Source organism: Anaeromicrobium sediminis (assembly GCF_002270055.1).
Lineage (GTDB): Bacteria > Bacillota > Clostridia > Peptostreptococcales > Thermotaleaceae > Anaeromicrobium > Anaeromicrobium sediminis.
In genome coordinates, this window is the sequence record NZ_NIBG01000002.1 from 115,110 (window position 1) to 127,818 (window position 12,709).

Sequence of the window (12,709 nt, forward strand, 5' to 3'; positions counted from 1 at the left end):
ATTTAATTATGAAAAAATATATGATAGATAATTATAAAAATTTGGCACGTAAATTTAAAATAGAAGGACAACTTATAAAGGCTTTAAGATTCTATGAAAAGGCGTATAAACAGCCAGGGGCAAAGGACGATGTGGAACTTTTACTAGATATGGCCATAAATTATGATGAGTTTGAAAATGAAGCTATGGCAGAGGAAAAATATTGGGAAGTTCTTGCTGTGGATAAAGAAGAGTGTAGAGCCTATTATGGATTAGGTACCATATATGACAGACAAGAAGAATATTATAAGGCCATTGAATATTACAAAAAAGCCATAGAATTAAACCCTATATATGATAGGGCATATTTTTTCTTAGCAGATTCTTATGAAAAAATAAATGAAAGAAATAAGGCAAAAGAATCCTATAAAAAGGCAATAGAAATTAATAATAAGGATTTTTGGTCTCATACTAATTTAGGTTCCATGTATGAAGAAGATAATGAAAACGAGCAGGCCTATTACCACATGAAAAGGGCATTAGAAATAATTCCTAATCACTATATGGCCCTTTTTAATATGGGGGTCATATTGAAGAAACTAGGAAGAATAAATGAGGCAATAGACTATTATGAAAAATCCATAATGGAAAATGAAGAATATGCCTATGGATATTTAAATTTAAGTATAATATACAAGGAGAATAGGGATTATAAAAATGCCATAGAAGTGATATCTAGAGGAATTGAATATAATCCTCATGTGGCAGTATTATACTACAATAGGGCTTGTTTTTATATAAATATAAACTTATATGACAGAGCTTTAAAAGACATTATAACATCTTATAAAATTGAACCAAGGTTAAAAAGATATATTAAAAAAGATGAGGAATTGAATCCAATAAAGGCTTTTAAAGCATATAAACTAGTATTTGAAAAGGAGTAGAGGGAATATGAAATGTGCATTATGTGAAAACAAAGAATGTTTTAAGGGAAAGGATTGTACAAACGATAGGGAAGAAGAGGTAGCATTATATCAAGATGAAAATTTAAAAATGATGCAAGTAACAGGAGTAATGAATAAAAACGCTGGAAGGTTAGAAGAATTAATAGAGTTTGGAAAGCTTATGAACTATAAAAAGATTGGTGTGGCCTTTTGTATAGCTTTTAAAAATGAAGCTAAGATAATTCATGAAATTTTAAGTGAACATTTTGAGGTGAGTTCCATTTGCTGTAGAAATGCAGGAGTAGACAAATCAGAACTTAACATGCCAAAGAGAAGAGCTGATAAGGGAGAAACATCTTGTAATCCTATTGGCCAGGCGCACAAATTAAATGAGAGAAATACAGAGTTAAATGTGTTAGTAGGGCTCTGTATGGGCCATGATGTATTATTTAACAAGTGGAGTGAAGCACCAACTACTACACTTATAGTTAAAGATAGAAAATATAAACACAATCCATTAGAAGGAATAGCAGGTTAGGAATGAAAAGGGTGAATTGATAATCAATTCACCTTTTTTGATTTAATAAAAAGATTAGGAGGAAATTTCACAAAAATAGATGAGACAGATAATTTATATGTGGTAAAGATTAATCAAAAGAAAGCGACCGAAGAATATAAAAATATGATATTATCACATGCTAGAGAAAAGTTTGATAAAATAACAGTAATGGCAATGGAAGAAGAATTATATTCATCATGTACAGAAGAAATGGCAGCTTTCTAAAATTTTATCCAATATGCAAATCTAGAAGGTTTCGAAGTGATTGTATTTGATACTACACCTACAGGACATACACTAAGATGGCTTGAACTTCCAATGGATTGGAGTAAATAAATTCAATTTAAAGTTGGACAGTTAGCAGAATGATAAAAGACGGATTTAGTATGCCATATATACAAATTAATGGAAAGATGAGATTATTTGGTGGAATGTCTAGTAAAGATATCTATAAGGAAATTCAAAGGCTAGTAAACTATACTGAAAAATAAATGAATTAAGTAATCTAATGTTTCATAGGATTAGTTATTAATTAATATAATGTTAAAAGGGGGATACATTATGAAATGTTATAATAATCCATATGGTATAGATCGTATGAAAGACAAAGAAAAATTTAAAAATGAAAGAATGAGAAAAATGGAAAATGCAATAGGGGATATAGTGAAGGAATTGAAAAATATTGGTGAGAGGTTAGAAAAAATCGAGAAAAAGATTTAAAGATAATAAAAAAGGAATTAAAGTGGAAGAAGAATAGAAGTTATTTAAAAATCAAATATTAAGGCAGGAGTCTTGGAGAGCCATATAAGGGAGCCTTTAATTAGGCATAACCTTATATGGCCTTTTTTAATATTATGGAATTATAGATGGGATATATTTAAGCTTAGTGTATGTTAGCCTACTACGTTTCTATGGATGAAAAATATTTTCGTAGGTAAGTCGCTATCAGACTAGAGAGTGTAAATTTTATAGGAAATATAGAAGATTCATAAATGTTTGCATCATAGGATGTTCTGATGCTCCACCTGTGAAAAATTTTTCATCCATAGAAACTTGTAGGTAGCTATAGATTCTTGTACTTATAAGGTGAAAGAAAATTTGATTTGGTGGGCTGAAATAGGTTTATGTAGATATACTTTGAAAGTAGTTTATATAGCTTGTTAATTTTGAAGTGATCTATTTGTCAAGAAAGGAGGAGTTTTATGTATGACGTGGCTATTATAGGGGCTGGTGTGATTGGGTGTTTAATTGGAAGAGAATTGTCTAAGTATGAACTGAAAACTGTGATAATCGAGAAGGAAAATGATGTGGCAAATGGAACCACTAAAGCTAACAGTGCCATAATTCATGCAGGATATGATTCTAAATATGGGACGAATAAGGGACGATTTAATGTGGAAGGCAATAGGATGTTTGATGAATTATGTTTCAAATTAGATGTACCTTTCAAGAGAATAGGCTCCCTGGTAATTGCCTTTGAAAAGGAAGATATGAAAACACTAAAGGACTTATATGAAAATGGCCAAAAGGTAGGCGTAGAGGGTATGGAAATTATAGATGGATATAAGGTTTTAGAGATGGAACCTAATTTAAATCCAAACATATTAGGAGCCCTTCATGCTAAGTCTGCTGGTATTATAGTACCCTGGGAGCTTGCCATAGGAGCAGCTGAAAATGCCATGGATAATGGGGTAGAATTACTTCTTAATAATCAGGTTGAGAGTATAGAAAATAATGGGACATATTATGAGATAAACACTAATCTAGAAACTATAAAGGCTAAATATGTTATAAATTGTGCTGGTGTTTATTCGGATAAAATTTGCTCTATGGTAGAAGATTGTGATTTTGAAATAATACCAAGACGAGGTCAATATTATTTATTAGACAAGGAATGTGAAGGATTAGTAAATAGGGTAATATTTCAATGTCCTACAAAACTTGGAAAGGGTGTTTTAGTAGCTCCTACTGTAGATGGAAACATAATAGTTGGACCAGATGCAGAGGATATTTTCAATAAGGATGACATATCTACAACAAAGGACAGACTTAAGTTTATTGAAGAGTGTGCCATGAAGTCTTGCGAAAAAATTCCATTTCATAAGACCATAACCATGTTTGCAGGCCTTAGGGCAGAACCTTCTACAGGGGATTTTATAATAGAGGAGTCAAAGAAAAATAAGGGCTTTATAAATGTGGCAGGAATAAAATCCCCAGGATTGTCTTCTGCACCGGCTATTAGTGTATATGTGTCAAAGTTGCTAAGGGATATTATAGGATCTGTGAAAGAAAAAGAAGACTTTAATCCTATGAGAAAAAGGGTAATTAGATTCATGGAATTAACGGATGAAGAGAAGAGTGAAACAATTAAAAAGGACAATAGATATGGAAGAATAATATGTAGATGCGAATCCATAACAGAAGGAGAAATTGTAGACTGCATAAATAGAAATGCAGGAGCTACAACACTAAATGGTGTAAAGAGAAGAACTAGACCAGGAGCAGGACGGTGTCAAGGTGGATTTTGTGGACCAAGGGTAATTGAAATATTGGCTAGGGAAATGGGTGTAGATAGGAAAGAAATATTAAAGGAAAATATAGGGTCTCACATTTTGACAGGTCATACAAAGGAACTATAAAAGAGGGGGTGATAAAATGATGAAGTATGATGTTGTAGTTGTAGGCGGAGGACCAGCTGGTTTGGGAGCAGCACTCAGTGCAAAGGAGAATGGAATAAGTAGTATCCTAATAATAGAAAGGGACAGGGAATTAGGAGGAATACTTGGTCAGTGTATTCATAATGGCTTTGGTATTCACATATTTAAGGAGGAGCTTACAGGACCTGAGTATGCTCATAAATATGTTAAAAAAATAGAAGATAAGAATATAGAGTATGTGCTAGATACTATGGTTTTAGATATTAGCAAAGATAAAGTACTTAAAGTTACTAATAGTAAGGATGGGATTTTCTCTATAAGGGCAAAGGCTATCATATTGGCCATGGGATGTAGGGAAAGAACCAGAGAAAATATCCAAATACCAGGATATAGACCATCGGGCATATTAACAGCTGGAGCTGCTCAAAGATATATAAATATGGAAGGTTATATGGTTGGAAACAAGGTAGCCATATTAGGATCTGGTGATATAGGTTTAATAATGGCTAGAAGAATTACCCTAGAAGGGGGAGAAGTCATAGGTGTATTTGAGATTATGCCCTATTCTAGTGGGTTGAATAGGAATATAGCCCAGTGTTTGGATGATTATAATATTCCTCTATACTTTAATCACACGGTGGTGGATATTAAGGGGAAGAATAGGGTGAACTCTGTGCTAATTGGAGAAGTTGACGAAAATAAACAATTGATTAAGGGGACAGAAAAGGAATATGAATGTGACACACTACTTTTATCTGTGGGACTTATACCTGAAAATGAATTGTCTAAAAAAATGGGTATAGAAATAGGTAAAACGGGAGGCCCCGTAGTAAATGAAAAATTAGAAACTAGTGTGGAAGGTGTCTTTGCCTGCGGTAATGTGGTTCATGTTCATGATGTGGTGGACTTTGTTACAGAGGAGAGTATTAGGGCAGGAAAGGGAGCAGCAGAATATCTAAATAAAAATAAAAGAATGAAAAAATTAAATATAAAAACTATTCCTAAGGATGGAATTTCCTATATAGTACCTGAAAAAATAGATAGCATAGATGAAGATATTATTCTATCTATGAGGGTTAAGGATAAGTATAAAAATAAAAAGATAGTTGTAAAATCTAATAATAAAGTGATTAAAGAAATAAAAAGACTTCATATGACTCCTGGTGAAATGGAGAGAGTAACTATAAAAAGGGGTTTAATAGGTGAGAATATATCAGAAATATCTGTAAAAATAGAAGGTGAAAACCATGAATAAAGAGTTAATATGTATAACATGCCCTATAGGATGTAGACTTACTGTGAAGAACATAGACGGAAAATTAATAGTAAGTGGAAATCAATGTAAACGTGGCGAAGCCTATGGCATAAAAGAAATGACCAATCCCACTAGAATAATCCCTACAACAGTTAAGATAAAGGGAGCTTTTCTAAGGAGACTTCCCGTTAAAACTAGTAAGGCCGTTCCTAAGGACAAAATATTTCATTGTATGAAAGAAATAAATAAAGTGGAAGTTCAGGCTCCTGTTAAAATTGGAGATGTGATTATAAAGAATTTACTAGGATTGGGAGTAGATGTGGTAGCTACCAAAGAAATGGATGAAATATAAAAAAGAAGTAAAATGGGTTTTCCATTTTACTTCTTTTTTATTTTTTCTTAAAGCTCATTTTAGATTCAGTTCCATTTAAAAGTCTTTTTATATTAGCTTTATGCTTATATATTACAAAAATTCCAAGTGCAGTTGCATATAAGACAAAAACATTGCTTGTAGCCATGAAATAGGACATTATAGGGAACAAAAATGCTGTGCTAATGGACGCTAAGGACATTATACGAGTAGTGAATATAAGTACAAATTGCAGTACTAGTAAAATAAGTCCTAATATAGGGGATAAAGCAAATATAGTTCCTGCTGTAGTAGCAACACCCTTACCACCTTTAAAGCCTAACCAGAATGAATAACAATGGCCTACTACTGCAAAAACTGAAGCTAATACAGCCATGTCTACATCAAAGAACCTCTTTGCTAATATAGCAGGGACAAATCCCTTCAAAAAATCTAAGAAAAAGGCTGTAAAGCCTGCCTTTGCACCTAGGGTTCTATAAACGTTAGTAGCTCCAGTGTTTCCACTTCCATAGTTTCTTATATCAATATTTCCCATTACTTTTGCTGTAATATAAGAGAACGGTATACTACCGATTAAATAACTAAGACCAATTATAAGAAAATACTTTGACATCTACATTCCTCCTTCTAAATATATTTTAACATTATTCTCTAATCCTTATCAATTAAAATTACTTTTAAATAATTCAACTATATAAAAAGTAGTATAATATAATGAGAGTTGAAGGTAGGAGGATAAAAATGGAAATAGTATCTTTAATAGAATGTAAAGATTATGAATATGAAAAAGTAAAAGAAGGTATAATAAAAACTTTTCGTAATTTAGGTGGGGTCAATAAGTATATAAAAAAGGGTGATAAGGTCTTATTAAAGTTAAATTTACTTATGAAGAAAAAACCAGAGGAAGCCACAACTACGCACCCTATTTTCACAAAGGCATTAGCTAAAGTTCTTATAGACCATGGTGCAGAAGTGATCATTGGTGACAGTCCAGGAGGTCCCTTTAATACTTCCATATTAAAGGGGATATATAGGGCCTGTGGTATTGAAAAAATAGCAGATGAAGTGGGAGCTAAACTAAATTATAATACTAATACAATAGACATAAAGAATGAAGATGGATTAATTTTAAAGAAGATAGTAGGAATAGAAGTGCTAAATGAAGTGGATAAGGTAATATCCGTATCTAAGCTAAAGACCCATGGTATGATGATGTTTACAGGAGCTGTTAAGAATATGTTTGGTATAGTTGCAGGTCTTGAAAAGGCTGAATATCATGTGCGTATGCCAAATAACGTGGACTTTTCCAATGCATTAGTAGATATATGTATAGCGGCAAAGCCTATTTTATCATTCATGGATGGAATTGTAGGTATGGAAGGAGCAGGTCCTAGCGCTGGAGAACCTAGAGAAGTAGGAGCAATAATTGGCTCTACTAGTCCCTATGAGTTAGATGTGGTTGCCACATCTATTATAGGATTAAGTCCGCTAAAGGTTCCTACTATAAAAAGATGTGTAGAGAGAAATTTATGTAGTGGTAAACTAGAAGATATTAAGCTTATGGGAGAAGATATAAATAAATTTATATTAAATGATTTTGTTATTCCAGAGATTAGGAGTCTAGATTTATTAGATGGGAAACTACCAAAGTTCATAAGGGATATTTTAAACGATTTATTACAGCCAAAACCTGTATTTAACCATGATGAATGTGTGGGATGTTCCGATTGTGCAGATAATTGCCCTCCAAGAGTTATAGAAATGGTTAATAATAAACCTGTAGTAAATTTAGATGAATGTATAAGATGTTTTTGCTGTCAAGAATTATGTCCTGTTAAGGCCATATTGATCCATAGGCCACTACTCATGAAATTATTAGCTAAGCTATAGGATAGACATACTTAATTTCTCAATCCTATTAAATTATTTGAAATAGAACTATATTTTTAATAACAAATATTGTTGGCCATGCATAATCTATATTAAAGAGAGGACAAATATACCATCCAGATAAATGATAAATTTACATATCTAACAAAGGAGGTGTATTAAATGGCTGATAAACAATGTGGAGGATTTGGATTGTTTAATACTGGTAGTGAATTACTATTCTTCTTCCTATTACTAGTAATATTGTTCTGTAACTGTGGCATCTTTGGTGGCTTTGGTGGATACTAAAACCTAGGAAAATAACATAAGATACAAAAGGTCCACTGTATTCTAGTGGATTATAGAAGTAGACCAGAATAGATTCTGGTCTATTTTAATGGGAATCATTTTAATTAATGTTTAGGCTAGTGTGATCTTTAATACAATGGATATGTTTTTTTAAAACATCAGTCGCACCTTTTACATAATGAATATGCTTTCAATCTCCAAGGGGATAATCAACACTTGTAAAATCCTCCTTATGAAATATTTTGCTATATACTATGCAAATTATAGGCAAGAGGTTACCACGTAGATTTTGCTAGTTTTATCCATAATAATTAGAATATGGGACATGTTTATATCAAATATTTTTGGTAATAAAAAATTAAGAAAACTGTAACCTTTATTAAATTGATAATGTGAATCCCTTATGATAGTATTATAAAATGTGGACCTCATATGAAAGGATGGTATTATGGAGAGCAGAAGAGAAAAGAAAAAAGGGAGCAGCATATGGATCAGTATTTTAATATTCATAGTTAGTGCGGGTGTCTGGTCAGCCGTTGCTTATTATGGATACACATATGCTAAGGACTATATAGATACTTCTATACAAAAGGTTCAACAAGAAAATGCTTTGAACATAAAAGGAGTAAATGAACAAATACAATTGTTAACTGGTGAAATAAAGGATTTAAGAAGTAACATAAGAGACACGGATGATTCTATTAGTGATTCTGCGGAAGTACAAGAAGAGATAGATGATAAATTAAAGTCTCTTGACTCTCAGCTAAAGAAATTAGAAAGTAGCTTAAAAATACTTCAGGAGGCACCGAATGTCAAAAATTAATATATTTTTCTTGTTTTTATTGGCACCTTTCATAGGAATTTTTATGGTGAGTCAAGAATTTGTAGATGAGAGTAAGTACTTAGTTATGAATACTACTAGCATTATTGAATCAGTGGAAGATTTAGGGAAAAGTGTAGATAGGTTAGAAGAATCTATAGAAGAATTTGGATTTTTAGTGGAAGAACAAAAGGAAGTATTTAATGAACAAAATGAACTGATAACAGAGTTGTCAGATAAAAGTGATAATCAAAGAAAATTATCAAATGATATATATGAACAAAAAATACTAGAGATGTTAGGTCCAGCAGTGAAGACACATATAAGTAGTAAGACAGAAATAAAAGTATTTAAATTGGCTGAATTAGGTTACAGAGGATATATTGCCAAGGTCAAATTATTTGATCCTAATGCATTTAAGGTTGTATTGGGAAAGGACACATTAGGTCAACTAGAGACTACATCAAAGGCAGCTGAGAGAACTGGTGGGATTTTAGCTATTAATGGTGGCGGTTTTTATACGGAAAATAGAAATGGGAAGAGTTATGCTCAGTTAATAGGAAATACAGTAATTGATGGAAAACTAGTGGAGCCTTTTAATGGATATCCTGGAGATTTATTCTTTACAGGAATTAATAAAAAGGGACAAGTTATAGGAACTGTACCTAAAACAGAAGATGATATAATGAATCTAGATCCTTATCAGGGAGTTAGTTTTACCCCTGTTTTAATTAAGGATTTTGAAAAGGTACAAATTCCTTCTAAATGGGCTAAAACTAATCAACCTAGAACTATTATAGGAAAATATTCTAATGATGATTTAATTATGATTGTAGTAGACGGAAGACAGGAAAAGTGGAGTAAAGGTGTTAGCCTTGAAAGATTACAAGATAAGTTATTAGAATTAGGAGTAAAGGAAGCATATAACTTAGATGGTGGTGGTTCAAGTGCCATGTACTACAATGGGACTCTTTTAAATAGACCTTCAGATGGTCATGAAAGACCTGTTGTAAATAATATAGTTATTATGCCTTAAGTAGTAAAATTATAAAAAAAGGCAACAATAGATTTGAAATCTATTGTTGCCTTTTTATTTGGAAGAAATAAAAGGAGTTAAATTCTAAGGTTCCAATACTACAGCTTCCTTACAATACTTGGTTTTATAACTATATGGATTACAATCAAATTTGGCAATACTGAAGGATGCATAGGGGTTATATTTTCTATCATTTAATTTATCCACATATTCTAATAGTCTCTTACCAGGCTTTATGGAAAATTGTTGACAGAATTGATAGGCAGCAATTTTTTGTGCCTTTGACTGAGGTTCAAATTCCATGTGAAGATTTAATTCCTGTTTAGAATGAATTTCTATGTTCTTCCTAAAGGCTTGGGTATAAAGGGTAGAATCGATTTTTCTTAATTCATGAAAGTATTCTCTTTCCTTTTCTGGGTCAGGGCTATAGATACCTGTACTATTTCCAAGTTTATAAAACTCTGATTTATTAATGCCAAAGTTTAAGTTGATAGTCTTACTAGTAATGGTATCTGGCTCTATACCACTAGTTTCGGATAAAAGACTCCAATAGGAGTTGCACAGTAGATAAGAATCCCTTGCTATCTCTGAATTTTTATCTATTAGTATAGTAAAAATTCTCTGTCCCCTTTTAAAGGATACGGGTTTATTATATTCTTTCACAAAGGCTCCATTAATATCTAAGTATCCAAGTCTATCTTCATACTTAGGCAATATTAAAAATATACCAGGAGTATTCATTTTAGCATATACACTAATAGGAACATAGTCTAGGAGCGATCCAGGTGTCTCATCAACTACTATTTTTGAAGGGAATCCTGCATAGAACCAATTAGGATCTATCTGGGGAAAGAACCTCCACATTTGGTCGGTAGTTGTATTCTTAATTCTATTTCTTTCATGTGATCCTAAAGATTTTGGTTTTACAGATACAAAATGCTTTATGGCATCTTTAGGAAGTTGCCTGTTATACCATTTATTCTTTTCCCAAATTTGACAGCTTACAGAATCATTTTGAATAGAGTTTATCCAAGCCCAAAAGGATGAACCTCTTTTATCCCATACATAAGTACATGTGTTAAAGCAGTTACAAAGTTCTTTATAATCTATTTTTTCTGGTAATTTTGAAGGGGTTGGTATTAATGATGGAGGAGATTTTGGTGGTTTTATTTTCATATTTCTCATATAATTTACCTCCCGTATAAATAATCCAATAATATTCATTTTATGTAGGAGAATGAAAATTGTGAAAATTATTAATCTTACCACTTTAATTATAGTCATGTAATTAGATGATAATTTTATAATAAGGAATGATTTTAAAGGTTTGTTAAGGCCCTTAATAATAATTTCCTGTTGCCAAGGAAAAAAATATTAAGTATTATTAAACATAGGAATATAACTGGCTGGGAATAATTGAATAAAAAAATAAAGCAAATATATATTTGCTTTATAATCATTTAGTTATTCTAAAAATTAGTAACTCTTTTATGAGGATAATTGTTACGAATTCTATTATGTAAGAAATATCCACGAATTGGAGCTTTAGTTAAGTCACTATAGATACATTTGGGGACTCCATAATGCTTATACATTTCTCCGTCATAAAACTCTATTGTTAAAATCTTCTCGCTTAAGTCATATTTGATAGACTTTATATTGTCTGTGAAAGGTGTTTCAAAAGACATTATAATTCCCCCTTGTGTTGTAATACTAGCATAGAATGATTATACCAAATTAATAATTAGAAAAATGTAAAAAACTGTAGTAGATAAAAAAATAATAATTTAAAGAATAAAAAAAACTGTGGGGATTGGTACGTATGGAAATTGGTGCAAAAATAAAATCATTAAGGACTGTAAATGGCCTTACTCAAGAAGAACTTGCCATAAGGTCAGACCTGACAAAAGGGTTTATTTCTCAGATAGAGAGAGATTTAACTTCTCCATCTATAGCTACTTTAATGGATATACTAGAGGCTCTAGGGACGGACATTGAAAAGTTTTTTAGTAACCCTATTCAAAAGAAGGTAGTGTATACTAAGGAAGAAATAATATCCAGTGAAAACGACAAATTTAAACATTCTATTGATTGGTTAATATCAAATGCACAAAAAAATGTAATGGAGCCTATACTTATGACTATTGAAAGTGGAGGCCAATCAAATGTGGATAAACCCCATGAAGGGGAAGAGTTTGGATATGTATTATCAGGAAGTGTATATGTAGTATTGGGAAAATCTAAATACAAAGTAAACAAGGGTGAAAGTTTTTATTTTAAGGCAGATAAGGATCATTATTTGGAAAACTCTTTTAAAAGAGTTGCAAAGGTCATATGGGTATCTTGCCCACCATCCTTTTAGAAGTTAATAGCTAAAATTAAAATGGTGTAATAAAGGGAAGTCTTTATTACACCATTTTTCTGTGTAAATTATATTTAGGTATGTTCGATCGTATCCTATAGGAAACTATTAGTATTACAGAAGTAGGATATTTCTAAAATTAAAGTATGGTTGTATAAATTACTTTACCAAATGGCAACTAATACTAAGAACCACAATAGTAAACTTGAACCACTTACATATTGTGGTTGCGGTGGATAGGGTTTTCCAGCAGATCTAACTCTAGTATTTTGAGAAAGGAGCCTCTTTACATACTCTATATTTGCTTTTGTTTCGTCCGTTACGAAACCTTTCATTTGGGCTAGCGTATCTAAGTTGTGTATATGTTGATCAATTACCTCTGGGCTAACTCTAGATTTTATTCTCAGAATTTCTCTAGAAATTTGTCTTTTATTTTTATTTTCATAGTCCTTACGAAACTTTTCAAATTCCTCCTGTTCTTCAGGGGACAATAGACTAGAATTTAAAACATAAGCAAAAGCATGAGCAGACATATCCTTCATGACT

The 12,709-nt window shown here is 31.8% G+C and carries 18 protein-coding genes; 14 read left to right on the forward strand and 4 right to left on the reverse strand.

The annotated features are described in order from the left end of the window. Positions 1-41 precede the first annotated feature (41 nt). The 9 genes from CCE28_RS03460 (at position 42) to CCE28_RS03485 (ending at position 5,749) form a co-directional block, all read left to right on the forward strand. Positions 42-926, forward strand: a complete 885-nt coding sequence (locus tag CCE28_RS03460; protein WP_330396806.1) for a tetratricopeptide repeat protein — start codon at positions 42-44, stop codon at positions 924-926. Between the two features lie 7 nt (positions 927-933). Continuing rightward, positions 934-1,464 carry a DUF1847 domain-containing protein gene (locus CCE28_RS03465; RefSeq protein ID WP_095131032.1) on the forward strand — a complete coding sequence of 177 codons (531 nt, stop codon included), beginning with the start codon at positions 934-936 and terminating at the stop codon, positions 1,462-1,464. A gap of 99 nt (positions 1,465-1,563) precedes the next feature. Next, positions 1,564-1,710, forward strand: coding sequence for a hypothetical protein (locus tag CCE28_RS22500; RefSeq protein ID WP_242972882.1), 147 nt, complete (start codon positions 1,564-1,566; stop codon positions 1,708-1,710). Between the two features lie 6 nt (positions 1,711-1,716). Continuing rightward, positions 1,717-1,821, forward strand: a complete 105-nt coding sequence (locus CCE28_RS22895) for an ArsA-related P-loop ATPase (RefSeq protein WP_278277523.1) — start codon at positions 1,717-1,719, stop codon at positions 1,819-1,821. Between the two features lie 29 nt (positions 1,822-1,850). Then, positions 1,851-1,976, forward strand: coding sequence for a hypothetical protein (locus tag CCE28_RS22680; RefSeq protein WP_278277513.1), 126 nt, complete (start codon positions 1,851-1,853; stop codon positions 1,974-1,976). Between the two features lie 70 nt (positions 1,977-2,046). Then, positions 2,047-2,205, forward strand: coding sequence for a hypothetical protein (locus CCE28_RS22100; protein ID WP_176461646.1), 159 nt, complete (start codon positions 2,047-2,049; stop codon positions 2,203-2,205). A gap of 482 nt (positions 2,206-2,687) precedes the next feature. Then, positions 2,688-4,124 carry an NAD(P)/FAD-dependent oxidoreductase gene (locus CCE28_RS03475; protein WP_095131034.1) on the forward strand — a complete coding sequence of 479 codons (1,437 nt, stop codon included), beginning with the start codon at positions 2,688-2,690 and terminating at the stop codon, positions 4,122-4,124. Positions 4,125-4,140: 16 nt separating this feature from the next. Beyond that, positions 4,141-5,397: an NAD(P)/FAD-dependent oxidoreductase gene (locus CCE28_RS03480; protein ID WP_330396807.1), complete on the forward strand. Its 1,257-nt coding sequence runs from the start codon at positions 4,141-4,143 to the stop codon at positions 5,395-5,397. Further along, positions 5,390-5,749 (forward strand): DUF1667 domain-containing protein, encoded by a 360-nt coding sequence (locus CCE28_RS03485; protein WP_095131036.1) that lies wholly within the window; start codon positions 5,390-5,392, stop codon positions 5,747-5,749. Before CCE28_RS03480 ends, CCE28_RS03485 begins: the two co-directional genes overlap by 8 nt. A gap of 37 nt (positions 5,750-5,786) precedes the next feature. On the opposite strand, the gene plsY is transcribed toward CCE28_RS03485, so the two are convergent. Then, positions 5,787-6,380, reverse strand: coding sequence for a glycerol-3-phosphate 1-O-acyltransferase PlsY (gene plsY / locus CCE28_RS03490; protein ID WP_095131038.1), 594 nt, complete (start codon positions 6,378-6,380; stop codon positions 5,787-5,789). Between the two features lie 128 nt (positions 6,381-6,508). On the opposite strand from plsY, the gene CCE28_RS03495 reads away from it, so the two are divergent. The 4 genes from CCE28_RS03495 to CCE28_RS03505 all read left to right on the forward strand — a co-directional run bounded on the left by CCE28_RS03495 (position 6,509) and on the right by CCE28_RS03505 (position 9,801). After that, positions 6,509-7,657: a DUF362 domain-containing protein gene (locus tag CCE28_RS03495; protein ID WP_095131040.1), complete on the forward strand. Its 1,149-nt coding sequence runs from the start codon at positions 6,509-6,511 to the stop codon at positions 7,655-7,657. A 162-nt stretch (positions 7,658-7,819) separates the two neighbouring features. Next, positions 7,820-7,945, forward strand: a complete 126-nt coding sequence (locus CCE28_RS22685) for a hypothetical protein (RefSeq protein WP_278277514.1) — start codon at positions 7,820-7,822, stop codon at positions 7,943-7,945. A 448-nt stretch (positions 7,946-8,393) separates the two neighbouring features. Beyond that, the gene (locus CCE28_RS03500) at positions 8,394-8,768 is read left to right on the forward strand and encodes a hypothetical protein (protein WP_095131042.1); all 375 of its coding nucleotides are present in this window, start codon (positions 8,394-8,396) and stop codon (positions 8,766-8,768) included. Then, positions 8,755-9,801 carry a phosphodiester glycosidase family protein gene (locus CCE28_RS03505; RefSeq protein WP_095131044.1) on the forward strand — a complete coding sequence of 349 codons (1,047 nt, stop codon included), beginning with the start codon at positions 8,755-8,757 and terminating at the stop codon, positions 9,799-9,801. The genes CCE28_RS03500 and CCE28_RS03505 overlap by 14 nt, the downstream gene beginning before the upstream one ends. An 84-nt stretch (positions 9,802-9,885) precedes the next feature. On the opposite strand, the gene CCE28_RS03510 is transcribed toward CCE28_RS03505, so the two are convergent. Both CCE28_RS03510 and CCE28_RS03515 read right to left on the reverse strand, forming a co-directional pair. Then, positions 9,886-10,986 (reverse strand): hypothetical protein, encoded by a 1,101-nt coding sequence (locus CCE28_RS03510; protein WP_095131046.1) that lies wholly within the window; start codon positions 10,984-10,986, stop codon positions 9,886-9,888. Between the two features lie 284 nt (positions 10,987-11,270). Next, positions 11,271-11,489, reverse strand: coding sequence for a KTSC domain-containing protein (locus tag CCE28_RS03515; RefSeq protein ID WP_095131048.1), 219 nt, complete (start codon positions 11,487-11,489; stop codon positions 11,271-11,273). Positions 11,490-11,623: 134 nt separating this feature from the next. On the opposite strand from CCE28_RS03515, the gene CCE28_RS03520 reads away from it, so the two are divergent. Next, positions 11,624-12,163: a helix-turn-helix domain-containing protein gene (locus CCE28_RS03520; RefSeq protein WP_095131050.1), complete on the forward strand. Its 540-nt coding sequence runs from the start codon at positions 11,624-11,626 to the stop codon at positions 12,161-12,163. Positions 12,164-12,327: 164 nt separating this feature from the next. Here the strand turns inward: CCE28_RS03520 and CCE28_RS03525 are convergent, their stop codons facing one another. Beyond that, positions 12,328-12,705: a hypothetical protein gene (locus tag CCE28_RS03525; protein WP_095131051.1), complete on the reverse strand. Its 378-nt coding sequence runs from the start codon at positions 12,703-12,705 to the stop codon at positions 12,328-12,330. Positions 12,706-12,709 lie beyond the last annotated feature (4 nt).